General features: G+C 59.3%; 17 protein-coding genes and 2 pseudogenes. 4 read left to right on the forward strand and 15 right to left on the reverse strand.

Annotated elements, in window-relative coordinates; genetic code table 11:
- Nucleotides 1-11: 11 nt before the first annotated feature.
- The 7 genes and pseudogenes from glgA to PSH90_RS27510 form a co-directional block, all read right to left on the reverse strand.
- Complete coding sequence (gene glgA / locus PSH90_RS13310) at nt 12-1,598, reverse strand: glycogen synthase GlgA (protein WP_016774645.1); 1,587 nt, start codon at nt 1,596-1,598, stop codon at nt 12-14.
- 590 nt (nt 1,599-2,188) lie between these two features.
- Nucleotides 2,189-3,142: a D-2-hydroxyacid dehydrogenase family protein gene (locus PSH90_RS13315; protein ID WP_305383064.1), complete on the reverse strand. Its 954-nt coding sequence runs from the start codon at nt 3,140-3,142 to the stop codon at nt 2,189-2,191.
- A 12-nt stretch (nt 3,143-3,154) separates the two neighbouring features.
- A complete protein-coding gene (locus PSH90_RS13320; protein WP_305383066.1) occupies nt 3,155-4,201 on the reverse strand; it encodes an alpha/beta fold hydrolase in 1,047 nt (348 codons plus the stop codon).
- Nucleotides 4,202-4,287: 86 nt separating this feature from the next.
- Complete coding sequence (locus PSH90_RS13325) at nt 4,288-4,722, reverse strand: YqaA family protein (protein ID WP_150742084.1); 435 nt, start codon at nt 4,720-4,722, stop codon at nt 4,288-4,290.
- Nucleotides 4,722-5,168, reverse strand: a complete 447-nt coding sequence (locus tag PSH90_RS13330; RefSeq protein WP_305383068.1) for a DUF411 domain-containing protein — start codon at nt 5,166-5,168, stop codon at nt 4,722-4,724. The genes PSH90_RS13325 and PSH90_RS13330 overlap by 1 nt, the downstream gene beginning before the upstream one ends.
- Nucleotides 5,169-5,408: 240 nt before the next feature.
- Nucleotides 5,409-5,936, reverse strand: a pseudogene (locus PSH90_RS27505) (methyl-accepting chemotaxis protein); the annotation flags it as partial.
- A 381-nt stretch (nt 5,937-6,317) separates the two neighbouring features.
- A pseudogene (locus PSH90_RS27510) lies at nt 6,318-7,400 on the reverse strand (cache domain-containing protein); the annotation flags it as partial.
- A 353-nt stretch (nt 7,401-7,753) separates the two neighbouring features.
- Between PSH90_RS27510 and PSH90_RS13340 the strand changes: the two are divergent.
- A complete protein-coding gene (locus tag PSH90_RS13340; protein WP_024012886.1) occupies nt 7,754-8,281 on the forward strand; it encodes a hypothetical protein in 528 nt (175 codons plus the stop codon).
- A gap of 45 nt (nt 8,282-8,326) precedes the next feature.
- On the opposite strand, the gene PSH90_RS13345 is transcribed toward PSH90_RS13340, so the two are convergent.
- Genes PSH90_RS13345 through PSH90_RS13365 form a run of 5 tightly spaced genes read right to left on the reverse strand, consistent with a single transcriptional unit; the run spans nt 8,327 to nt 15,376 of the window.
- A complete protein-coding gene (locus tag PSH90_RS13345) occupies nt 8,327-9,262 on the reverse strand; it encodes a GNAT family N-acetyltransferase (protein ID WP_095179965.1) in 936 nt (311 codons plus the stop codon).
- Nucleotides 9,231-10,541, reverse strand: a complete 1,311-nt coding sequence (locus PSH90_RS13350; protein WP_305383132.1) for a phenylacetate--CoA ligase family protein — start codon at nt 10,539-10,541, stop codon at nt 9,231-9,233. Before PSH90_RS13350 ends, PSH90_RS13345 begins: the two co-directional genes overlap by 32 nt.
- Before the next feature lie 43 nt (nt 10,542-10,584).
- Nucleotides 10,585-12,987: an aldehyde dehydrogenase family protein gene (locus tag PSH90_RS13355; protein WP_305383072.1), complete on the reverse strand. Its 2,403-nt coding sequence runs from the start codon at nt 12,985-12,987 to the stop codon at nt 10,585-10,587.
- Between the two features lies 1 nt (nt 12,988).
- Entirely contained in the window at nt 12,989-14,119 is a 1,131-nt protein-coding gene (locus tag PSH90_RS13360) for an acyl-protein synthase (protein ID WP_305383074.1), read from the reverse strand.
- A 9-nt stretch (nt 14,120-14,128) separates the two neighbouring features.
- Nucleotides 14,129-15,376, reverse strand: a complete 1,248-nt coding sequence (locus PSH90_RS13365; protein ID WP_305383076.1) for an MFS transporter — start codon at nt 15,374-15,376, stop codon at nt 14,129-14,131.
- Nucleotides 15,377-15,734: 358 nt separating this feature from the next.
- Between PSH90_RS13365 and PSH90_RS13370 the strand changes: the two genes are divergently transcribed.
- Nucleotides 15,735-15,923, forward strand: a complete 189-nt coding sequence (locus PSH90_RS13370; protein WP_041480969.1) for a hypothetical protein — start codon at nt 15,735-15,737, stop codon at nt 15,921-15,923.
- Between the two features lie 9 nt (nt 15,924-15,932).
- On the opposite strand, the gene PSH90_RS13375 is transcribed toward PSH90_RS13370, so the two are convergent.
- Complete coding sequence (locus tag PSH90_RS13375; protein WP_024012892.1) at nt 15,933-16,310, reverse strand: fe2+ zn2+ uptake regulation protein; 378 nt, start codon at nt 16,308-16,310, stop codon at nt 15,933-15,935.
- Nucleotides 16,311-16,553: 243 nt separating this feature from the next.
- On the opposite strand from PSH90_RS13375, the gene PSH90_RS13380 reads away from it, so the two are divergent.
- Nucleotides 16,554-18,893: an acylase gene (locus PSH90_RS13380; protein WP_305383079.1), complete on the forward strand. Its 2,340-nt coding sequence runs from the start codon at nt 16,554-16,556 to the stop codon at nt 18,891-18,893.
- 53 nt (nt 18,894-18,946) lie between these two features.
- Here PSH90_RS13380 and PSH90_RS13385 read toward each other — a convergent pair whose 3' ends face one another.
- Entirely contained in the window at nt 18,947-19,948 is a 1,002-nt protein-coding gene (locus PSH90_RS13385) for a FecR family protein (RefSeq protein WP_305383081.1), read from the reverse strand.
- Between the two features lie 153 nt (nt 19,949-20,101).
- On the opposite strand from PSH90_RS13385, the gene PSH90_RS13390 reads away from it, so the two are divergent.
- A complete protein-coding gene (locus tag PSH90_RS13390) occupies nt 20,102-20,371 on the forward strand; it encodes a PepSY domain-containing protein (protein ID WP_041480965.1) in 270 nt (89 codons plus the stop codon).
- Between the two features lie 71 nt (nt 20,372-20,442).
- On the opposite strand, the gene PSH90_RS13395 is transcribed toward PSH90_RS13390, so the two are convergent.
- Complete coding sequence (locus tag PSH90_RS13395; RefSeq protein ID WP_305383083.1) at nt 20,443-25,290, reverse strand: dermonecrotic toxin domain-containing protein; 4,848 nt, start codon at nt 25,288-25,290, stop codon at nt 20,443-20,445.
- Nucleotides 25,291-25,504 lie beyond the last annotated feature (214 nt).

Here is a 25,504-nt window from a genome sequence, read left to right on the forward strand (position 1 = left end):
CAACTCCCTGGTTATTTGTGGCTGGCTTTACCCAACGCCTTGGCGACCAGTTGTTCGTAAAGTTCGGCGTACGGTTCAACCGCTTTGCTCCAGTTGAACGGTGCAGCCATGGCACGGCAGCGCATGGCGTTGAGCAGTTCCGGAAAGGCGAACACCTTGAACGCGCGGCTCAGGGCTTCCTTGTAGCTATCAACGGTGGACTCATCGAAGAGGAAACCGGTGACGCCGTTTTCAATGGTGTCGGCCAGGCCGCCGGTGTTGCGCGCGACCGGCAGCGAGCCGAAACGCTGGGCGTACATCTGGCTCAGGCCGCAAGGCTCGTAGCGCGACGGCATCAAGAGGAAATCGCTGCCGGCGAACATACGTCGGGCATCGGTTTCGTTGAAGCCGATCCGCACGCCGATCTGGCCTGGGAAACGCAGGGCCAGTTCACGCATGGCTTGCTCTTCCTCCGGCTCGCCGCGACCGATGATCGCGATCTGACCACCGTTCTGCACGATGAACTCGGACACCGCTTCGGTGAGGTCCAGACCTTTCTGATAGACCAGGCGCGAGACCACGGCGAACAGCGGGCCGGTGGAGTCATTCAGGCCGAACAGCTCACGGACGTGGGCGGCGTTGACCGCTTTGCCTTCCCAGTCGCCGATGGCGAACGGGGCAAACAGGTGCGGGTCGGTCGCCGAATCCCAGCTCTCGTCGATGCCGTTCGGGATACCGCTGAGCAGGCCTTGCTGGGTCTTGGCGGCAAGGAAACCGTCGAGGCCGCAACCGAAATCAGGCGTGGTGATTTCCTGCGCATACGTCGCGCTGACCGTAGTGATATGGCTCGAATAGGCCATGCCGGCCTTGAGGAACGACATCTTGCCGTAGAACTCCATGCCTTCCTGTTGCAGGGCATGGGTGGGAATCCCCAGCTCCGGGCAGGAACCGAGGCTGGTCACGCCCTGGTAGGCAAGGTTGTGAATGGTGAACAGCGTTGGCGTGCGCTGCCCGCGCCAGTGCATGTAAGCGGGCGCGAGGCCAGCCGGCCAGTCATGGGCGTGCACCAGATCCGGGCGCCAGTGGATTTGCGCAAGATTGGCGGCGATGTCGGCGGCGGCCAGGCCGAGACGGGCGAAGCGGATATGGTTGTCCGGCCAGTCGCGACCGTTGTTGGCGCCGTAAGGGCCACCCTCACGCTCGTAGAGTTCAGGGCAGATCAACACGTAGATCACCAGACCATCGGGCATGTCCATACGACCGATCTTGCAAGGTGGCAGCGCGGCGTGGCCACCCAGCTCGCCGATGATGTGAATCGGGTTTTCGCTGTGCACCACTTGCGGATACCCGGGAATCAACACCCGCACGTCATGCAGGTGGGCCATCGCCCGGGGCAGGGCGGCGGAGACATCACCGAGGCCACCGGTCTTGACCAGATCGGCGATCTCAGAGGTCACGAACAACACTTTTTTCTTGTTGGGATTCTGGCTTGCTACCGGAGCAAGCGTCTTGGTGCCGGGTACGTTGATCTGTCGGCTGCCGGGAACACTGATGGTGCTCGATTCTCCAAGCGACTGGTGAGCACGCTCTCCCTGAATATCCAATGCCGCACTGATCATATGTATCTCCCGTGTGTGATCTGATTCTTGTCTCGAACAAGCTGTTTCGTGGCCAAGTCCTGTGGCCGGGCGCAAAGGCGCCACGCATCGGTGAGCAAATGCTGACCCAACACGCGCAAGCAGAATGGGTGGTGAGGCCGTTGCAAGGATTACACCAGTCGCTTTCGCCCAGTTGTTCTGATGACCTGTGGCGTGAAGCAAAAGTTTCGACTTTTTTTCGTCGGTATGACCGAGTGGTTTGGCCACTGAAAAATGAGTCTAGGCCAGATCCTAGAGCGGGTCGGGGCAAATGGGTAAATTGTTCGACAATCGGTTGTGTCGGGATGTAAGCGAGGGTTCAGGAGGGAAAACGCTCCGACGAAGGGCATGTTTTTCGGTCGGAGTGGGCCAAAACAGTGACTGGGCAGTCACGGTTTTGTGCTAGGGGATGGGCGGGTTGCACCGTTGTGGTGCGAGGGTATTTCAGCGTGGTATCTGAGATGACCTCTTCGCGAGCAGGCTCGCCCCCACATTGGACCGCGTACAACCTGTGGGAGCGAGCCTGCTCGCGAAGAGGGCGGTTGAAGCAACTCAACTTCAAAGTGATGGACTCAGTTCAACAGACGCATCGGCTCCCCAGCTGCCCAACCCTGAATATCCTCGATCATCTGCCGGAAGAACTGCTCGTAATTCTGCCGACTGACATACCCCACATGCGGCGTGGCGAGGACATTGTCCAGCGTGCGAAACGGGTGCAGGGCCGGCAACGGCTCTTGCTCGAATACGTCCAGCGCTGCCCCGGCAATGCGCCGTTTCTGTAGCGCCTTGATCAACGCGGTTTCATCGACGATCGGTCCGCGTGCGGTGTTGACCAGCAATGCGGTCGGTTTCATCCAGTCCAGCGCCCGGGCATCAACCAGACCGCGACTGCGTTCACTGAGCACCAGATGCACCGACAGTACGTCGGCCTGCTCGAACAGTTGTTGCTTGCTGACGTACGTCACGCCGGCCTGTTCAGCGCGTTCGGCGGTGAGGTTTTCGCTCCAGGCGATCACCCGCATGCCGAACACCTGACCGAATTGCGCGACCCGCTGGCCGATGCTGCCCAAACCGAGAATACCCAGCGTCTTGCCGTGCAGATCGCCGCCGAGGCCCTGCTGCCACTGGCCGGCCCGCAGCGCATTGGCTTCCTTCACCAGATCACGGGTGGCCGCCATGATCAGCGCCCAGGTCAGTTCCGGCGCGGCGTGTTTGTAGCTATCGGTGCCGCAGACCTTGATGCCCAGAGCTGCTGCGGCCGGCATGTCCAGCGCGGCATTGCGCATGCCGCCGGTGGCCAGCAACTTCAGATTGGGCAAGCGCCCTAGCAAATCGGCGTCGAAGCGCGTGCGTTCACGCATGACGCAGATCACCTCGTACTTGCCAAGGCGCTCGGCCAGTGTGGCGTTGTCGGCCGGGTAATCATGCACAAAGGTCACTTCACCGATGCTCTCCAGCACGGACCAGTCGACCACGTCGCGGGCCACGTCTTGCCAGTCATCGATCACTGCAATCTGCACCGTCATCGGCTTGCCTCATCAAGGAGCGGAAGGAGTCTTGCCCAGCCAGCCGAGCAGCGCCTGATGGAATTTCTCCGGTTCTTCCATTTGCGGCGCATGACCCATGCCCGGGAATTCAATCAGCGTCGACTGCGGAATCAGCTTGGCGACCTGTTTGCCAAGCACCTCGTAATGACCGATTTTGGCTTTCACTTCCGGCGGCGCGAGGTCCTTGCCGATGGCGGTGGTGTCGGAGGTGCCGATCAGCAACAGGGTCGGCATCTTCAGGTCTTTGAACTCGTAGTACACCGGCTGGGTGAAGATCATGTCGTAGATCAGCGCCGAGTTCCACGCAACCTGGGTCTTGCCCGGACCGTTGCTCAGGCCGGCGAGCATGTCGACCCAACGATCGAATTCCGGTTTCCAGCGGCCGTCGTAATAGGTGGTGCGCTCATAGTCGCGAATGCCCTTGGCCGTGACCTTCAACTCACGCTGATACCATTGATCGACGGTGCGATACGGAACGCCGAGGGCTTTCCAGTCTTCCAGACCGATCGGGTTGACCATTGCCAGTTGATCGACCTGCTCAGGGAACAGCAGCGCATAACGGGTGGCGAGCATGCCGCCGGTGGAGTGGCCGAGCACAGTGGCTTTCTGAATGCCCAACGCCTTGAGCAATTGCTGGGTGTTGGTCGCCAGTTGCTGGAAGCTGTATTGATAGTGCGCAGGTTTGCTGGAGGTGCAGAAACCGATCTGATCCGGCGCAATCACGCGGTAGCCGGCGTCGCTCAGGGCCTTGATCGAACTGCCCCAGGTCGCTGCGCAGAAATTCTTGCCGTGCATGAGCACCACGGTGCGGCCGTTGGCCTTGCCATTGGCGGCGACGTCCATGTAGCCCATTTGCAGCTTCTGGCCTTGGGATTCGAAGGCGAAGTGTTTAAGCGTGTAGGGATATTGGAAACCTTGCAGCTCCGGGCCATAGGCAGGCCCTTCGGCGGGGGCAGTTTCAGTGGCCGCGTGCGCCATTAATGGCAGGGCAGCGCTGAGGACGAGGCCGGGCAGCCAGCGGGAAAGCGTGACGGACATAAGCACAAACTCCTTGAAAATTGGCCGACTCTGGAAGGCGGGGATTACGCCGACGTTAAACAAAGGCAATCACACTGAGGGTTGGTTCAACCTAGCCAGCCCAGTGTCAGCAAGGCCAGCACGCCATAGCGCGCGCCTTTGGCAAGGGTGACGATCAACAGAAAGCGCCCGAGCGGTTCGCGCATGACGCCTGCTATCAAGGTCAGCGGATCGCCGATCACCGGCAGCCAACTGAGCAGCAGCGACCAATGCCCATAGCGCTCATAGTGCTTGCGTGCCTTGGCCATATGCCCAGGGCTGACCGGAAACCAGCGTCGATCCTGAAACCGCTCGATGCCACGGCCCAGCCACCAGTTGACCAGCGAGCCGAGTACGTTGCCCAGCGTCGCCACCGCAAGCAAACCCCACAGCCAGTAACGCTCGCTGACGATCAAACCGACCAGCAGCGCCTCGGATTGCAATGGCAACAACGTCGCCGCACCAAACGCAGCAAAGAACAGGCCGAAGTAAGCCGCACCCATCAACGGGCCGGGTAGTCCGCCACCACCACGTCGGCGCCGTCCTTCTTCAGACCGATCACTTGGTACGCATCGCTCATGCCGTCCATTTCCATGCCCGGCGAGCCGATCGGCATGCCTGGCGCTGCCACACCCAGCAGATCGTCGCGCTTGCTCAACGCAAGCACCTGATCGGCCGGCACATGGCCTTCGACGAATTTGCCATCGATGATCGCCGTGTGGCAGGACGCCAGACGCGGTGGTACGCCGTGCTGCTGTTTGAAGCTGCTCATGTCGCTTTCGACGTGATCTTCGACTTTGAAGCCATTGGCTTCGAGATGGCTGATCCACTTTTTGCAGCAGCCGCAATTGGCATCGCGGTGCACTTCGATCGGGATCAGTTCGGCGGCTTGCGCCAGGGAGGAGATGAACAGGGCGCTCAGGGCGAGCAGACGCAGTTGGCTTCGCATGGGAATGGGCTCTCGACTCGGTGAAGGTCAGCAAGAACGCATTTTGACCGGTTTTTCCATCCCGGCATCAACTGAGTGTTTCCAGTTGCTACAAAACACCCGGACCAGTGTAGGAGTGAGCCTGCTCGCGAATGCGGTTGACCAGCCGCAGATACAGTGACTGAAAAATCGCTTTCGCGAGCAGGCTCGCTCCCACAGGGGATTGGTGTAAAGGCCGAAATCCCCGTGGTCGCGGTTGGCTCAAATAACCTTGAACCGCCCCATGATCGCGCTCACGCGGCTATTGGCTTCGAGCAACTGGCGGGTATTCAGCTCGCTGGCCTGGCCGCTCTGCACCAGTTCATCGACCATGTGACGGATCTGTACCATGCTGCGGTTGATCTCTTCAGTCACTGCGCTTTGTTGTTCGGCGGCGGTGGCGATCTGCGTGCTGAGGCTGTTGATGTGGCTGACCGAACCGGCCATTTCGTCCAGCCCCGAGTTGACTCGGGCGGTGGCGTCAGCAGCGGACTGGCAACTGGCCTGAGTGTTTTCCATGGCGCTGACCGAGGAACTCACGCCTTGCGTCAGACGGGTCAACATTTCGTTGATTTCCGAGGTACTGGCCTGAGTACGGGCGGCGAGGGCGCGGACTTCATCCGCCACCACCGCAAAGCCGCGCCCCTGTTCACCGGCCCGGGCCGCTTCAATCGCGGCGTTGAGGGCGAGCAGGTTGGTCTGGCCGGCAATCGCGCCGATGACGCCGAGGATTTCGGTGATGCGCTGGGCGTCCTGCTGCATGTTTTCAACTTTGTGTGTAGCGCTGGCCACTTCGTCGATCAGCGCGACCACGCTGTTGGTCGCTTCCCCCACCACAACGCGCGAGCGGTCTGCGTTCTCATTGGCACGCTGGGTGAATGCAGCGGTTTCAGCGGCATTCTGCGCGACGCTTTCAGCAGTCGAGCTCATTTCGTTGATGGCGGTGACGGTCTGATCGGTTTCCGAAGCGTGACGCAGCAGAATCTGGCCGGTATGTGCCGAGGTGCGCTGCAGGTTGTCGAGGCTGGAAGCCATGGCGCCGGTGGCCTGGGTGACTTCGCCGATCATGTTCTGCAGATAGGCGATGAAGGTGTTGACCGAGTGACCGATGGCGCCCAGTTCGTCTTCGGCGCGAATGGTGATGCGGCGGGTCAGGTCGGCGTCACCGCTGGACAGCGAATCAATGTTGGCCTTCAGCGCTTTCATGCGCAGCACCAGTTTGCGAATCGCGTAAACCTGCAACAGCACCAGCAGGATCACCAGCGGAATCTGGATCAGGCTGAGGCTATGGAGCACGTCGTCGCGCTGGGCAGTGAGCATCTTGGTCGGCAGGGCGGTGGCGAGGAACCACGGTGTGCCCTCGATAGGGCGCATGAAGAATGTAGCGTCTTCACCGTTGTTATCGAACTCGACGCGTTGCGCTGTATCGCGATTCTGCAGGCCGGTCTTGATCTGACTGACGAAGGTCGAGCTGGCCGCCAGTTCGCTGATGTTCTTCAGCACGATCGGGCCGCTGATGCGCGAGCTGTTGCTGATGATCTTGCCGTCAGCCTCGACGATGAGCATTTCGGCGTTGAGGTCTTTTTCCTTGCGCGCCACCAGGTCGTTGAAGAAGCCCAGGGTCACGTCGATGGTCGAAACGCCCCAGGCGCTGCCGTTCTTGTAGATCGCCATGGCGCAGTTGGTGCGCGGCTCGGCGCTGGCGTCGTCCTTATAGGCAGCGGCCCACGCGCACTGGCCGCGCGGAGTGGCCATGCCGCCCTTGTGCCAGCTCTGGTCGTAATAGTTGGGCGCCGCATCGCTGTTCCAGAACGTGTTGACCTTGAGTTGGCCAGAGGCGTCACGGTGCCAGAAAGTGCTGAATTTGTTGCGCCCGGCTTCACGCTGGCCCGGTAACGGCCAGATGCCGCCGCCGAAGACTTTCAGCTCGCCATACTGATCCACCAGCCCTGGCAGCACCACGTCGATGGCGGCGCTGTCGAGCAGTGGGATGGTCTGGGTGATGCTGCGTTGCTGCGCCTGGACCTTGTTCAGTTCGCCCTGAATCTGCACGGCGACTTCGGCGATGCGGTTGAGCACGACCTTCTCTTCGGTATCGCGCAGGGTCGGTGCCACCAGTTGGCTGATGCCGACCACGGTCAGCACGGACAACAGCAGAATGAACAGAATCAGAAACAGCGTGTAGCGAGCCTGAATAGTGCGCAGTGCGGGCATGGAACTGATCCTTGAGCGGCTTTTTTGTTGGAGGGCAGGAATAAAACAGGGCGGGTATCACAGCGTATCGTCGTTGCGGGCCGAAGCTTTAGGTGCTCGCGCGCCGAAACAACGCTGGGCGATGACCGGTTGGTATCGGGATGGGTACAAATCCCCGGATTGCCACGTTTGTTACATCAAGATGACGGCTCTGAACCAATGTTTACGGGATGCAGGCTTGTGTCACGAATGTACGAGATTTGTAAAAAAGCGCACAAAAGACTTGGTGCGATCAGGCGCATCGGCCGATACTCGCGCCCATTCAATTGGTTGGAACAAGGACATTTCATGCTCATCGCACAAGGAATCCTCGCATGACGATCGGTTATACCGGCGCCTGGGAAAGCAAGGCGGGCGTTATGGTCCGTGATACCGGCGCGAAAAAGCAGGTTTCGCAGAGCGTCAAAGTGCAGCAGATGCTGACGCTGGTCGGCAACGATCCGAATGCGCTGAATGTGGCGGAGATGGATAAGCAGGGTTTGCGCAAGCAGATCAAGGGCTTCGACCCGGCCAACGTTTCCGTCAAGCAGTTGGGCAACCTCAGCGAATTCCTGCGCGGGCGCGGCCTGATTTCCGAGATCACCTCGATCACTTTGCTCAATGCCGGCGACAAATTCGACCGCTTCGGCGTGCAGAAAGACCCGGAGGCGAAGTTCAACGCGCTGGAATATTTCGCCACTCAGCTCGATGCCATCCAGACCAACAGTCTCAATGGCAATTACTACGGCAAGAGCCTGATCCCCGAATTCAAGAAAGCCATTTACGTCCTGCAGAATCTCAAGACCTATGGCGAAGGCAATGCGGCAGTTCCGTCTGACAAAGGCCTGAAGGCAAAGGCGTAACGTCTGCTGATGACGCCCGCTCATCCGTGTGCGGGCTCATGCTGTTTACGCCGCCGGCACGGCTTGCCGAGTGATGTGACGTTGTGCCTGGTCATGCAACTGCTGCATGTGCGGACAATGCAATGTCAGCCTGCGCGTGCGGTAGCCACGATGAAACAGCGCCAGCCATCCCCCTCGATTATCCTGTGCAGGCGCCAGGCCGGTGAAAGCAAAACCGATGGCGTTGAGGCTGTGCAGATCCACGGCAAACTGTCGCGAAAGCTGTAGACGAATCGAAACCAGCCAATGCCCGGGCAGTGATCGCAACTGGTCGAGCAGTTCCGGATTGAGTTTTTCCAGCCACATTTCATGGCGGCTGCCGTGCTGCTGGACCTGAACCGAAGCTCCGCGCCAGCGTCCTGCATCAGCCCCGACGCCGAACACAGCGCTCAGACGCTCCATCAAGGGGCGGCAACTGGCTGGCCATGCCTGTTCTGGCAATGGCCGTTGATAGCCATCGATAGCACGTACACCCAACACGATCGACTCGGGTTTTTTGCAGCCAAAGGGTGAGCGGACATAGTCCGGCAACAATCCAGTGTTGTGAAAACCGAGGTTGATAGCCATGCGTTGGGTGTAAGGGTGATGGGTGACCTGTTTGATCGAGACGCTGCGACAACCCAACGCCTGCGCATGAGTCAGCAGTTGTCCGCCCAGCCGCGTGGCAATGTTCTTTCCACGGGTATCGGGATGTACGACGCTCAAGGCCAGTTCGGCATCGTGCGAGCTTTCGCTTTGCCGATACAAAGTGGCATGACCAAGAATCCGCTCACCCTCCACTGCAACCAGTGAATGCCAGCGTTTGTCGGCGTGGTTCTGATTGATCAGGCAGGGCATGTAAACGTCGGTTTGCACGTAATGATCACCGTAGACCTCGCGAAACAGCTGGCTGACGGCCTTGGCGTCGGTGTCACGGTAATTGCGCAGAATCAACGACTCCATCACGCACCTCCCGCTCTTCCTGGTCATAGCAGCGCAAGTCGACGATCCGCAGGCTTTTCCCTGCGCGAGGATGGCGCGCCAAGTCCTCAAACCGGCAACTCTTGATGCGCAGCTCCAATAACCGCTCAGCCCGCAGTTGCGCGATCGGCGGGTACAGTTCGATCAAGCGGGCCTCAAGTTTCTCGTCGATGAGCGCCGATCGTTCGATGACTGCGTATTTCAACGTCAAGACATCAGCGCTGTTGGCTTGTTCGATCAGCAATTGCCAATCGTCGCTGCCAGTAATGCTCCGTACGCTTTCGCTGATTTCATCGGTCATCAGCGACAGAATGCCGACCCGCACCCGCTGGCTATTGCCGCTGCGTCCTCTCAGGGCGAATTTGCGTCGTGCAGTGCCCGGCGGTTCGCGCCAGCACGCTAGATCTCCGACGGGATAGCGGATCAGCGGCATCAAGCGGCGATGCAGATTGGTCAATACGAGCAGACCGGTTTGATTGCAGGCCTCGATCGTTGCGCCGCTGTGCTGATCGACAATCTCCAACAGGACGTGACCGTCGGGTGTGCGATGTTCTCCTTCGATGCATTCAGGATGACTGGCGCCAATGAATCCGCCATCGACGCTGGCGTAGCCGATCGAGGCAATGCGCGCGTTGGGCAGCACTTGCTCAAGGAGCTGGCGTTGTGAGGCAAACAGGCTCTCCCCGCCGTAAAGCACACTATCAACCAGGGGCAACGTAAGGCCGCGTTGTTTGAGCCAACTGGCGAAAGTCAGTAATTGCGCGGGCACGCCAGCCAGTACATTGATTCGATGCTGGTTGATGGCGTCGGCCAACTTCGGTGGATCAACCTCGCCGGTAAACGGAAACTCGCTGACAGCTGTTTGAACATGGGCGAGTGAGTCATGAATAAACACAAAACTGGCGTAGAGGTCGCCAGCGAAAAACAGGTTGGCGACACGGTCCCCGGGGCTGAACTGCTCGCTCAGACTGCGGCCGAAATCTTCCACCGTGCGCTGCCATTCCGTGCGGGCATACACGGACAGCCTGCCACCGCCGGTTGATCCACCGGTCTTGAACACCAAGGCGTGCCCAATGGGGGCCGTCAGGACCGGCCATTGCGCGAGATCCGCGCTGTCTTTCCAGAAGTCTGCCGGATCAAGCAGTGGCAGTTCGCACAGTGAACTTATCGCCTCGGGGATGTTGGCGAGACTGTTCTTGTAGTAGGGCGAATGCTCACGGGCGAAACCCGTTAATTCGCTAATCGAGTCGGTTGTTTTCACGGTGTGTTCTTCTTGATTCGAATGAGCCAGCTCACGGCAAGCGTCAGCGGCGGGAGTCAATGACCAGCGGCGTCTTGCCACTGTGTTTGTTTCGAACGAAGTGTTCAGGCGAGCATTGCTCGATCTGCAGCACCAGCAATCCGCTGTCGATGATGGTCGTCAGGGTCAGGTAATCGGCGAGACGTGTTTCAACGGTGGCGGCTGTAAGTTCGCAATGCAGTTGCATGCGCTCGACGCCCTCGGCGCTGTGGTCCAGATGCAACTGAAACGGCACTTGCAGCCGTGACGCCAATTCGCTCAGGGAGATAAAGTCAGTGCCGATACGCAACAACTTGCCGTGGCGTTGCAACAGTTCAAAGCGGGGCGACTTCAGCCCGCAGGCGCAGACGCCCGGGAGCCAGCGTCCGCTGTCGCCAATCTCATAACGCTGCACGCGCTGACCACCCTCGCGGGCGAGCGAGGTCACCAGCAGCCGGCCCACCTGATCATCCGCCACCGGCACATCCTCATCGAACGCGACAATCTCCAACTGCTGGATCTCGCTCATCAGATGGAAAACCCCATCCGCCGAATCCTCGCAGGCATGCCCAAGCGGACCGGCGTCGACGCTGCCGTAAATCGCCGAGCGAATGGTCGAGACGCCACAACTGCGCAGCAATTCACGGTTCTGCTCGCTCAGGTGCTCGCCACCGAGAAAGACCTTTTCGACTCCGGCATAAGCACGCAGACGCTCCTGTTGATTGAGGAACAGACGATGCAGGGTGCCGGGCATACCGACCAGCACGTTGACCCGTTGGTCGATGATCAATTGGGCAATCTCCCGATAATCGTCATCAGCAGGGGCGGCCATGGGCAGGTGCGTCACCTCGAGCAGTTCCAGCGTTTTGCTGAAGCTGAGAAAGCCGCCGTACAGCCCGCCACAGAAGAACAGGTTCATGACTCGGTCTTGTGCTGGATCCAGACCGGCAGCGAACAGGCCATCAGCGGTCGCGCGCATCTGCCGATCAAAGTCGCGATAGCTGTAGCCGGCCAGAGCAGGGGTGCCGCTGCTGCCTCCGGAGCGGAAATACAACTGCGCCTGATCGTTGATGGGCTGGGCGACGAAGGCTTCTTTGTCCATGATCGCAGCGCACGGCGTCGCCGCTGATGGTGCTGGATCGAGACTGGCCTGATTCGGCAGTTGCGTGGCTGCAAGACTCAACGATACCCGTCGACTCAAACGTTGCAGCGCATAGACGCCATCATGGGGTTCGCCCTCGTACCCGTCGTGAATGTTGCCGATCGTTGCGATCCGCGTGACTCCGGCAGCGATCAACGCATGGGTAAGCTCGACAATTTGCGATTGTGCGCATACCAGCGCACAGCTTTGCAGGACGTTGCGCCACGGCAGCAGAGTGGCGGGCAGCAGCGCCTGCGGCACCGGGTGCAGCAATACGCTGCGAAACAGCGGCGAAGGTGCGAGTTGCCGATCATGGCTCCAGATCACCCGCCAGCCTGGGCCATTCCACACTTGCCCGGTGTGACCGGCAAAACTCTGACCGAGGCGGGCCATTTGCGTGTGCGTGGTAATTTGCGCAGCTTCCTGGCGTGTCGGCACCAGTGCCGGCCACTGTGCGGCGCGTCGTTGCAGGGCCTGCGCCAGGCGTTCACCGATATCGCGCAAGACTTGCGTGTCGTCGCTGTCCACCAACAGCCATTGCGGGCTGGAGCAGGCCTGCTGATCCAGTCGGCAAACTTCGTCGGCGATGGCATCAAGCGCCTCTGGCGTAGCCGATGCAGGAGTGAGATAGACGAAGCTGATGCGATGCCCCCAGTCGATCCAGCGACAACCCGGCGCGAGCTGTTGCCGAATGGCTTGCAAGGCCGCTTCGCCACCCCACGCCGCGACACCATTGGCAGATTTGCATAATTGGCCGATCTGCTCGGTGCTCGCTGGAATCACCGCCACGTGACCGGCCAGTTGTCCGCTCGCATCGCAGTTCACCAACGCGCGCAACAGTCGCGCCGTCAGGCCTTGATCGCTGCGGCTGGGGCGCAACCAGTTGACGTTGCCGGCGAGCAGACTTTCCACCACCGCGCAAAAGGCCAGCAGCGGCGCGTTGGCCGGGGTGATGTGCACCACCAGCCCGAGCGGGCGCCAGGCTTCGAAGCGTGGCAGGCGATAATCGATACGGCGCAGGGAGTCGGCAGCGACGCCGAGTTCGCGCTGGCGTTTGGTCGTCAAGGCTTCAGGTTGGCAGAAATCGATCAAGGCCTGCCGTTGTTCGCTGTCGAGGGGCAGATCCGTGCGCGAGTCACGCAGCAGCTGGGCAAAAACAGTGATCGCCTTGATGACCGTGCTGCTGTCTAGCGACGTCGCCAAACGCTGGGGCAACTTGTGTTGCAGGTCTTGCAGCGCTTGGTCGAGGCTGTAAATGTCGTGCAGTTGTCCATCGATCAAAAACATTTCAGTGACTTCCCAATAATTCGGCGGCGGCCATTGCGCAGCTTCTGCCCGCTGTGGTGCCGGCGCGGCCGTGCAGTTCGAACCAGTCGCTGGTCAATCCACAGCCGCAACTTGCGCCCGGGTGCAGCGTGGCAAGGTCGCTCATGACCACGGCGTGGGCCGGGCTGGATGAGATGTAAGGCGAGACGAAGCCGAGCAGGCCTTGTTGGCCATAGGGCAGCAGAGAAAAATCCGCCGCATCGCGAATCAGCACCCGCGAATACACCGGCACATGAAAGCGGTGACGGGCGCATTCGATGTAAGGCACCGCATGCTCGACAGCGCCGTAACCGTCGCGGCAGCGGGCGGGTTCGATGCCCAATTGCCGATGGATATGGGCGTAGAGCTGCTGTTTGGGAATTTCCTGCGCAGCCTGGGTTTTCCAGCCGCCGCCAAAAAAGGCCAGCGAACCGGCGGGCAATTGCACATCCTGCACAGCGCTAGCCTGCATGCGTTGCAGGGTCTGCCAGAGAAACGCCGGGAAGCCGAAAATCCTCACCGGCAAACCTTCTTCAGCGAATGACTGCAATGCGGCGATGACACCGAATACGTCGAACTGATGGCCGCTACCGGTGTTGCGCAAGGCGTAAACCACGCGATTGACCGGGGCAAACCGACAGAGAAACTGGTCGGTAAACGAAGTGCCGAGGGTAATGTGACCCTCGGGTTCGTAGCTCAGCAGCAGGTAATTGCACGGCGTATCCGGAGTGTCCCAACCGTAATGGCGAAAGATCTGCGCAACCATGAACTGCGCCCGCGCCAGGCTGCGTTCGTCGTAACGCATCCTGCTTTTCTGCCCGCTGGTGCCCGACGAAGTCAGTTCGAGGGCGTCTGCGCCGGTGCTGCTGAGCAGCAGGTGTTGCTTGAAGAAACTGGCAAAGATCGGCGGCAGACGTGACCAGTCATCAAGACTGTCGAGGTCTTGCGGTGCCAGCCCATGGGCGTTGAGCCAATGGGCGTAACCCGGGGTGTGGTCGCAGTGAAAGCGGCTGATTTCAGTCATCGCCCGATCAAACAGACCGGGCGCGGCTGAATCCGCGCAATAGGGTTGCTTCAACGCGCACAGCGCGTCGGCATAGGGTAGGTGAGTCATCAGTGTTCCTTACTGAGGCGAGGCCACATCAGCTGTGGTGGTTTGCAGGAGCCGGTAAACCATGGGCAGGCACATCAGCCCGCCGAATGCGGCCCAGAGAGCGAAGTATTCAAGACGGCCGCCGCCACCGATGGCCGCAATCAGCGAACCGCCAAGGCCCATGACGGCGATCGAAATCATGCCGGTCAGCGCCGACACCAGACCTTTGCTGTCGTCGCTGGCAAACAGCGCCAGGCGATACACCGCCGCGTTGCTCATGCCCAGCCCGACGGCGTACAGCGACAGACTCGCCACCACCGGACCAAGCCCCGCGCCGAACAATGCGCACGCGGCCAGAAACAGAAGGCCTAGACAGAACGGCCAGAGCGCCAGTTGAATCAATTGCGTCAGAGAATGAGTCTGCAGCAAGCGGTCGAGAATCAGATTGCCGGCAATCACCGCTGAGAAAACCGGAATCTGCCACAGGCCATATTCCAGCGGCGGCAGTTCCAGCACCCGCACCAGCAGCAACGGTGCCAGGCCTATCCATGTGATCAGGGGCAGACTCATCAGGCCCAGCGCCAGACTGGCGCAGAGAAAACGCGGGTTGCCTAACAACGCGCCATAGCGCCGTGAAGTGCAACGCCAGGAGAAGGGCACACGGGGTGTTCGATGACCATCGCGGCGCTCGACGCCTACGGTTTCCGGCATCCACAGCAACAGAACGAGCCAGACCAGCGCTGCCGTGAATCCCAGCAGCAGAAAGATTTCCCGCCAGCTCAGCCATTCCAGCAACAGGATCCCCAGTAGCGGCCCGAGCAGCGGCGATAACAACGCAACATTGCCGAGCAACGCCATCAGCCTGACGGCGTCCGCTTCACAGAACACCTCCTGTAGCGCCGGATAGCTGACTGCGACGACAAACCCCAGACCCATGCCTTGCAACAGCCGCAACAGGTTGAACGCTCCAATACTGTCGGTGAAAAAAGCTGCCGCGCACGACAATCCGAACAGCGCGCTGCCCGATAACAACAGTGGTCGTCGGCCGTATTGATCGGACAACGGGCCGAGCAACCATTGCAGGCACACGCCACCCAACAGATACAGGTTGAAGGCATGGGGAACATGCCGTACGTCCGCGTCGAGGTCGGTGGTGACATCCAGCATCGCTGGCATGATCACATCGCTGGCCATGTAAGTGAGCAGTTCGAAAGCGGTCAGCGCCAGACAGAAACCCGCAACCTGTCTGGGGCCGATATTGATAAGTGTTCTCTGCATGAACATCCCTGTTTTATGAGTGGTAGGAAGTTCGCAGAGCCTAGGCGCAGGCGCACAGCCGACCTAGCCGTTTGCTGCGTCAGCAGATTTCAAAAACTTACGGCATGTTTAAAGGATTGGCGCGGCGTGAAACCTGTTTACCTGGCTGCCATTGCGGCGCAAACAACGATGCCCTCGTCAGTGCGGGCATTGTTTGCGCTGGATCAGGGAGGGCGGGCATGTCTCAGGGTTGGGTGCCCATGCAGCCAAAAAACCTCAGGGGCGGTAACATGAGCACCCGTTTGCCCCGGCGCATACCCGTAATCCGGGGAACGCTCGGCGTGCAACCGGCTACATTTCAATGTTTCAGGAAACCGCAATGACCCAGAAGCAACGCTTGATTTATTCGATTCTGATCGCTCTGTCGGTACTGGCGATCATGCTGGGCCTGTCCTGGCTGCAGAATGCCGGCATGATCACCGAGAAGACTTTCCAGTACGTGGCAATCGGCGTGGCGGTCGTGGTGGTCATCATCAACGGCGTGATGCGCCGCAAGGTCAAGCCCTGAAGGCGAGCCTCATTCGTGGTTGAGGACCGCTGCAGCCTGCGGGTGCAGGCTGTAACTCTTGTCGGCGTTGAAGGTGATCACGCCTTCGGCGCACAAGCGTTTAAGCACTTCTCGCACGCTGAGAAACGACAGCGGCACGTCCAGATCGAGCAACTGGCTATGTACGCCACGTACGCCCAGGCGACGATTGCTCTGTGCCGCCACCAGCAGGGCGTCGATGACTTTCAGGCGAATCAGGCTGGTGCGCAGGCCGAAGCTCTTCAGTAGCACGCGAATACGCTCATTGCCCGGACGCTCGCCGCGCTGGGTGAAATTGCCGGTGTGCGAACCCATGGAAACGCCCTGTGGCGTCTGGCTACCGTCCGTTGGTAGTTGCGAGTTGTACATGCGATTACTCCTTTTCAGAGCCAGATCGGGAAAGGTTTTGTTGCGCTCTCTAAACAAGACGTTTCAGCACGACAAATCATGAAAGAAAAGATGTAGAAATTTCGTCGCTAATTCGTCTCAGCCTTGTGATGACGGCATTGCCCCAATGGGCTACCCGCTAAATTTTTTCCCTCAGCTTCGTTTCTTCGACAGGCTCATTGCGCGTGGACGCAGGGGCAATCGACCTTTCGATCAGGAGCAAGCGTGATTATTTCCAGGCAACTCACCGGGCTGGCCCTCGCCAGCACCTTGTTCGGGCTGAGCCTGTCAGCCCATGCACTGAGCCCGGCTGCACAAACCAGCGCCGATATTCGCCGCACCAGTTTCGGCGTGCCGCACATTCGCGCTGAAAACGAGCGCGGTCTGGGTTTCGGCATCGGTTACGCCTACGCCCAGGACAATCTGTGCCTGCTGGCTAACGAGATCGTTACGGTCAATGGTCAGCGCTCCCAATATTTCGGCCCGGAGCAGTTGACTGTTGAACAACGGCAAAACCGCGTCAGTGATGTGTTCTTCACCTGGCTCAATACTCCTGAAGCGGTCGGAGCCTTTTGGCAGGCACAACCGGCGCAGGTGCATGATCTGGTTGAAGGCTATGCCGCCGGTTACAACCGCTATCTGGCTGAACGCCGTCAGCACGGGTTGCCGCAGCAATGCCAAGGCGAGTGGGTACGTGACATCAGCGCCGAGGATCTGGTCAAACTGACGCGGCGCCTGTTGGTTGAAGGTGGGGTGGGGCAGTTCGCCGAAGCCCTTGCTGGCGCGACGCCGCCGCAAGTGACCGCGCAGGTGAAGCGCGACACCGAGGCGTTCCAGTTGGCCGACGCGCGCCAGCAACGTTTCGCCCTGGATCGCGGCAGCAACGCCGTGGCGGTCGGCAGCGAGCGCTCGTTCAATGGCCGTGGCATGTTGCTGGCCAACCCGCATTTCCCATGGGTCGGGGGGATGCGCTTTTATCAGATGCACCTGACCATCCCCGGCAAGCTTGATGTGATGGGCGCCGCTTTGCCGGGATTGCCGATGATCAACATCGGTTTCAACCAGCATCTGGCCTGGACCCACACCGTCGATTCGTCGAAACACTTCACCTTGTATCGCCTGCAACTTGATCCAAAGGATCCGACTCGGTATTTGCTCGATGGCAAGTCGCTGCCGCTGAACAAACAGACGGTTACCGTGCAGGTCAAGCAGGCTGACGGACAGGTCGTAGCGGTTGCGCGCGACATCTACAGCTCGCAGTTCGGCCCGATCGTGCAATGGCCGGGCAAGCTCGACTGGGACAGGCAATATGCCTACAGCTTGCGCGATGCCAACCTCGACAACGACCGCGTGCTCGAACAGTGGTATGCGATGAACCAGGCCAGCAATCTCAAGGATCTGCAAGACGCGGTGCACAAAGTCCAGGGCATTCCGTGGGTCAACACCCTGGCAGTGGATGACAAGGGCCAGACGCTGTACATGAACCTGTCGGTGGTACCGAACGTAAGCGCGGAAAAACTGGCCAAGTGCAGCGACCCACGCCTCGGTCTGCGCATGATCGTGCTGGACGGTGCCAACAGCGGCTGTGCCTGGGATGTCGATCCGCACGCGGCGCAGAAGGGCATCTTCGCTTCCAGCCAGTTGCCGCAATTGCTGCGCAAGGATTTCGTTCAGCACTCCAACGACTCGGCATGGCTGGCCAACCCGGCGCAACCGCTCACCGGCTATTCACCGCTGATCAGTCAGGAAGGACAACCGCTGGGCCTGCGCTCACGATTTGCGCTTGATCGTTTGGGTGAACTGAGCAAGAAAGGCCCGCTGGCAGTCAAGGATCTGCAGCACATGGTCATGGACGATCAGGTCTATCTGGCCGCGCAGGTCATGCCCGATCTGCTGAAGTTCTGCGGCGCCGATCTGGGCAGCGATGCCGCGTCACTCAAGTCTGCGTGCGCCAGCCTCAAAGCCTGGGACGGCCGCGCAAATCTGGATTCCGGGCTCGGTCTGGTGCATTTTCAGAACATCATGCAGGCGCTGCTTGAATCAGCGGATATCTGGCGTGTTGCATTCAATCCGGCAGATGCGCAACACACTCCTCGCGGCCTGGCAGTCGAACAACCTGCCGTCGCCAAAGCACTGCGTGAAGCGATGCTCTCGTCGGTTGAGCGGGTCGCAAAAATGGGCCTGAAACCTGACACGCGCTGGGGTGATGTCCAGGTGGTCAGCAGCGGCGGGCAGCAAACGCCGATTCATGGCGGGCCGGGGACGCTGGGCATCTACAACGCGATGCAAAGCGTGCCCCGCGAAGACGGCAAACTTGAAGTGGTCAGCGGAACCAGCTATCTGCAAGTTGTGAGCTTCGATGAAAAAGGCCCGCACGCCCAAGGGCTGCTGGCGTTCTCGTTATCCAGTGATCCGATGTCGAAATACTCGCGGGATCAGACTGCTGCATTTTCGAAGAAGCAGTGGAGTGTTCTGCCGTTCACCGAACAGCAGATCCAGGCGGATCCGCAATATCAGGTGCAGACGATCAAGCAGGATCAGGCAGGGAAGGTGGCAGCGCAGTAAAACAGTCACAGCTCGAAACAAACGAAGGCCGCCTCCCGCAAGGGACGCGGCCTTCAGCTTTTCGGCGGGCGTTGCGGCATCGAATTGATTACCGGGTTGCCTTCCTTGTTGCGGGTCAAATAGACCGGCAGCACTTTCGGCAGGCTGTTGGCGAGGTGGTTCATCTCTTTGATGTTGTAGACGCCGCCCACGCGGATCGCGCCGGTATTGGTGTCGGCCAGCATCAACGGCTTGTCGAGGTAACGGTTGATCAGCGGCAGGGCGTCGTGCAGCGCAAGGTTGTCGAGCACCAATCGGCCGCTGCGCCACGCCAGCGAAGTATCGCCAGGGTAGGTCTGACTGATTTGCGGCGCGTAATCGCCATGCCGGTAGCGCGCCTGCATCGAGGGACTGAGGCGCAGACCGTCGCCAGGCAAGTCGCGATTGCTGCTGACCAGCACCGAACCTTCGATCAGATTGACCCGCACCTGATCTTCGTACATCCACACATTGAACCGCGTACCGGTCACGCGGATCTTGCCGTCGCCGGCGCGAACCACGAACGGATGAGACGCGTCATGGCTGACATTAAAAAACGCCTCGCCCTTGTTCAGGGTGACGCGACGTTCATGTTTGTAATTGCTGAAGCTCAGGTCGGTGTGCAGGTTGAGTTCGAGCTGGCTGCCGTCACTCAGGGTGATCTGACGCACACTGTCGGTGGCGGCGTAATGCTGATAACTGTTGGGCACCCAGCCCAGACTCCAGCCGCTGTAAGCCGCGATTGGCAAGGTGAGGGCGCAGGCGCCAGCAATGACCGCGAACTTGCGCCACGAACGCGAAGGCTTGCGCTGCGCGGCGAGTGCCTCGGGCTCGGTTCGAGGCAGATCTCCGGCGACTTCCCAGATTTCTTGCATGGCTTCGTATTCGAAGGCATGCAAAGGATGTGCAGCGTGCCAGGTCTCAAATGCGCGACGCTCCTCGTCCGTGCAGTCAGCGGCGTGCAGACGCATGCACCAGTGCGCGGCGGCATCGGTGATCGCATCGTATTCGGCTTCCGAGAGAGTGTCTTGGGTCATTGACTCGTCCTGATTTCGCTCATTCTAACCTCGCCGGCAGGCTGCCGAGAACATCCGTCATGGCATTTACCCATCAACGTGGAACTTATTTTTCCCTGTGGCGCCCAAAAAAACAGGAAGCAACTGCCTACTATCCATAAATGGAGTGAAAAAATGATCAAAAAGACATTCGCAGCCCTGATTGCCACTGCCGGTCTGCTCAGCGCCGGTGCCGCTCTGGCGGACAAGCCGGGCGCAGGCTGGATCACCATCGAAAAAGCCATCGAGGTCGCCAAGACCAAGGCCGGCTATGTCGAAGTCTATGAGATCGGCGCCGACAATGACGGCTACTGGGAAGGCGAAGGGCGCAAGGCTGACGGCATTGTCTACGAGTTCCGCATCGACGGCGCCTCGGGCAATGTACTGCGCGATCAGAAGGATTAACGCACCGTCTCACTCGTTGATTCTTGGCATGAGCAATGCGCTGGCGTTACGCCGGCGCATTTTTTTTGTCGTCACGCCAGCGCTTGCGAGGATCCCGCCTGATCTGCAACCGGCGCCGATAGCGGTATGGGCGCGGGAAGCGGGTCGAGCTGACGACCCAGTTCGCTGATGAGCAGGGCGATCGAGTCGGCGTTGGCGAGCATCACGTCGACCCGCGCATCTGCTGAAACAGGACTGCGAAACGCTCGGCGCGCGTCTGCAAGGTTTGTGGTTTTGGTAAGGCTGAGGACTTTCAGGTAATCCGCGGCATGCGTCGGCATTTTGTCCAGATCGGTCCAGACGTGGTTATCGGATTTCACCGCAAAAAGGTGCGAGAGATTGCCGTAGCGCGACAATAACCTGCGATAACGTTCAAGCGAGTCCTTGGCCGCTTGCCCCTCTGCCGTCGTCGTGTCGATAAGGTCGAGATAAGGCCCCATGGCCTGGATCGTTACCAGATCTTCGCTGTCGCAAACCAGATGCGAGAGTTCATGGATAATCGTTACCGCGCGTGCGTGTGAATCAACATTGAATCGAGGAGGCAGATGGGCGGTGTATTTGTCCATTCTGGGATTGAAAAAAACCTCGGTGAGATGAATTATTTTTTGTTTGTCCTGTTTGAAAACGAAAGCAACGGTATTGGCGCTGCCAGGCCCATTCAGACCAGTAAAGAAGCGCTCGGTGTAGAGCAAATCATCTTTTGGGTTCGTCAGTTCCTGGCAGACAGGAATTATCACTTTCTCGAGTTTTGTGAGCAGCAAGGGCGTTACCTCATGCACCTCGAAGAACTCCTTCAAAACCCTCTCCAGCCGTGTGCCCGCAGGGTGGCTGCGCTGTGTAACGTAGTTATGCAGGCAGTTGACTGCGTATTCTCTTGCACGGTTTACGGCTTGCTGTATCACGAACGCCCTGGCCGGATAGCGACGGTGGATCTGGGCCATGCCTCTGGCCTGGATATACATTTCTATTGAGCGGTTTTCCTCGACTTCATGTTGAGCAGGGTCACGACGTTTTGATCGGCAGCGATGAACCGGCTGGCTGGCGCTTGCAACGACCAGACGGGCATTTTTCTCTTCGAGTGCCGGCCCCTGACTGCCGTCTTTTTTGCGCAAATACCAGTTTTTTTCGAGCTGGACTGCCGGATACACCTTGCCGGCAATGGCGGCGTATTTCTGCGTCGTTGACGAATCCCCATAGACCAGCTTATTGGCATCAAGCTTGAGGGATTCCAGCGCCGTACTGCTTTCAAAGGGCTGCAAATCAATCCGAGCGGGCGTGACGGGCGACACCTTTGCCCAGCCAGAGGCGACTTGCACCGTTGTGGCTGTACCCGCAGGTGCTTGCGCCTCTGCGGCGAATTCGGAGCCGGCCGTTTCTGCCTCGCTTTCCCATGACAGACGTCCCAGGCTGAAGAGGGTAATCGCCCCTGCGATGAAGCTTTTCAGGGCATTTGCCCAGTGGTGATCCTGAAGGCCTTCGGCGGACGCCTTGAAGTCCTGGTAGCTTCGCCACAGAAAAAAACCGGACGCGAGTTTGCCCGGTAGCAAATGTGGCACCAGGCGCACGCCGTGACTGAAGAGAAACTTCACCGCTTCCCAATCCGCTTGGCCATTGACCTGTGGCTGGCTGCGCAACAGTTGCGGCAGAAGACGCAGAGTGTCCTGGTGAAACCGCTCGAGCACGTTGCCATTGATGGGCGCGCCATGAAGAGTGATTTCACTGTCTTTGCCGATCGTTGTTTTCAACAGGCTCTTGAATATCGCCTGCTGAGCCTCAGGCAGGCGCCGGATAACCAAATCCTGGAAGTGCCCGGGGGTATTCAGTGCTTCGATCAGCTGCGCTTCGTTTTCGAATTCGCGAAACACATACCTGGAGTAAGGCGCATAGAGGACCCGGGGGCCTGTTTGCCCTGCGCCCGGACCGAAGACATACAAACCGAGTGTGTCGACGCAATCAGCGCCTGGGGTCTTGATCAACGATAGCGGACAGGCGATGGCATGAGCGCCCTCGACCGCAGCGCGCGCTATCGCGTCGGGCATGTCGAGGACCTGGCAAATGTAGTCATAGCCGGTATCCGAGAGCTGTTGCTGCAATTTCATCGAGTGGGCGTGTTGCATCAGTTGCCAGGGCAACTGGCGCAAGAATCGTTCTTTGCTGGTGCGAGCAGACGGGCTGTCGGCTGACAGCGCTTCGGTGACTTTCGCGGTGTAGGTGGTAGCAACATCAAGAGATTGCAGTAATTGCCGTACCGCGGCCTGGGCAAACTCTTTTGGTAAGGCTGTGGCCGTTGTCGAGGCGACTTTGAAACCGCTGCCCTGCACGACGTTGTAGTGATGCAAGGCAAATTCCAGCAAGTTGCAGGCAGGGCCGGCCAATATCAGATTGGGGGTGATCCGTATGTCCTGTGGCTTGAGCCCGTTGCCTGGAAAGCGAGCATCGAGCAGGGTTTTGAGGGTCTGCTCGATATGAGTGGCCAGCGCCGGGACCTCATCGAGGAAATCCTTGCCATCGATGAACGCATGCCGCAGTTCATCCAGCAGCGCGAGTTGCGTGCGTTGCTCCGTCGCCGAGGCCATTCGCAACCAGTCCGGGTAATCCAGATGACGCGAAAGGGTTCGTGCAAGATCGATCGCGCGTCGCAGGTTGGTATCGATGACAGCATTCTTCATTTCATCAAGGAAGCTCGCCAATGTCTTTGGCTCCTTGATGCAAACTCGCAGCAGTTCACATTCCGCCAGGAACTGTTCAATGGCAGATTGCATGCGGTCTCGGGAGACACTGCCATTAATCAATTGAAACTCGCCCAGAGTGTATTGCTGGTCCAGTCTGTGTTGCGCCTTTGGCAGATTTTCCAGCAGCGTGTGACTCTGATTGTTGTCGTCCAGTCGTTGTTGCAATTGCTTTTGCGCATTGGCGATGTCGTCAAACAGCTCCAGGCCCAGGGCCGGTGTCCAGAGGATGGCGCGCCCGGAATGTTTCACGTCCATGCCGCCGCGCTCGGTCAGCAGCACGCAGTGAGCGAGCGGCAGCGCAGCGTTGGGCTCGGCCCCGTTGAGGGTCAGTGACCAGGCATCGGGGCGAAAACCATTGAGTGACTGGCGGTCCCTGCGTGTCGGGTGCCTGGAATCGAACACGGTGTCGACGATCTTTTGTTCTGCCTCCAGCCATGACCCGCTGATGCTGCGCAGGTACGCCTCACCACGCAGGCCGTCTTCGAATGCCTGGGCCAGTTTCCACAGAATGCCTTCGAGAAAGACGCGCTGTTCTGCGGCGTGCGCGGTCGGCTGGTCTTTGAAGTGGCTGGTCAGATTATCCAGCGTCCGCCCCAGAAGTGCCGCCTGCTGCGCAGCCTTGTCTGCCTGCACGAGTGACGATGGCGGTGTACTGGTAAACAACGGCCGGGTACTCCAGCGCTGATTGACGTCGAGCTTGAGCAGCCGTTCATGAATCATTGAGCGGATATCCAGCGCCTTGTCGAAGAGCGCATGGATGTCAGTGGTGCGCTCGCTCTGACGAAAACGCTGCAGAACGAATTCAACGTTCTGACGTTGCTTGGTGATGATGGCCTCGAACAGCGTGGTCATGATCTCACCGCCAATGTTTTCCCCGGATACCTGCGCGTTAGCGAAGCCAAGGTAACGATTGCGCTCTTGCAGATTCATCAGCCCGTAGAGTTCGTCTTCGTGTCCGGCAGCCCGCATTTTCGCGGTCAGTGTCTGTTTGAGATCCGCGTAGTCGGCGAGTACCTGCAGGCCCTGGCTGGGCGTATAGAGATAAGCCTTGTCGTGATTGATCATCAGTGAACCGGCCAGCTCGACACAGGCTGTCTCTTCACTCAAACACACGGTTTCAAACGTTGGCCGCCGTACCGCAACGGTTGGCTCACGTACCAGGCTGTGCAGGGCGTCGAACTCGCTGGCGGTGAGGATCTGCGTTTCGCGCTTGATCATCAGATCCGCGCGCGCCTGATCCTGCAGCGTTTGGCTGAAGAAAGTACGTCTGGGCGAGCCTTCGAATGAGGCGCCGTTCCAAAACACCTCAAGCTGTCGAAACAACAGCATGGTCAATTTTCCCGACGCCGACTTGACCGCATTGGTCCAGGCCGACTGATCGTCTTCGCGTACCGAACGGGCGGGATGGGTGAATTCTACGGCCTGACCGTGGGGCCAGCCCTGACGGTGAAAGTGCACCAACAGCGCTTCAGTCAGCGACAGCGAGTCGACCCACTGTTTCCCATCCGAAGAAGTCACCGAATAGAAACCGACCCGGGTAAGCGACTGTTGCAAGGCGCCAAAATGCGCCTCGAGCAGTTCGTCGAGAATCTTTTCCAGCAGCGTTGCAAGGGATGGCAGGCGTTTAAGCTCGTCCAGCAGGTCACGGGCGCACCTCTCCAGAGAGTCGCCGATTGCCAATTGCTGGTCCTCGAACACATCACCTTCGATGGTTTCGCAAGTCAGAGTGATACCGCGTTTCTCCACCAGTTCCTTGCGCAATGAAACCGAGAGGAAAGCCAGCAGATCATCGTTTTCCCTGGCGTTGTCGAGGCGTGTCTGCAGGGCATCAGTCAGGGCTTGCCGGTCAGCGAATTTTTTCAGGCCATCGTAGGGCGTATAGAGAAACACGCCGTTGTCATCCGGCCCTGCGCTGAGTATGAAGCTGCCTGCCAGCGGCACGGCCAGTTGCTTGTCGGCGTTGAGCAGGATGCGTTCGGCCAGCATTGGCGGGGTTTGCTTGTTGCGCAGCGATTGCGTAGCGAGTTGCGCATGTGCAAGCCAGTCGAAGTCTTTGCTGTTGAGACCGTGTGCCGGACCGAGGTCAGCGTGCAGGCCGGGTGAATCGAATATCACTGGAAACAACAGCGGGGCAGTCGGGGTGGACATCATTGCAACTCTGAACAGGGCGCCATTGGGCTGGAACTCAACAGTAAATGCGCAGAGTGGAGCACTTGCGGTAGATAGTGACCGCACGTGCCGAGATCAAAATGTGCATCAGGGCGCGCCAACCGATGGCAATGAATCGAAGGGTTGACAGCTGGCAGCTCGGACAGGGTTAATCGGTGGGCAAAATCGACCGTACGCTGTTGTTCCCTCCAAT

It is taken from the genome of Pseudomonas sp. FP1762, assembly GCF_030687105.1.
Lineage (GTDB): Bacteria > Pseudomonadota > Gammaproteobacteria > Pseudomonadales > Pseudomonadaceae > Aquipseudomonas > Aquipseudomonas siliginis.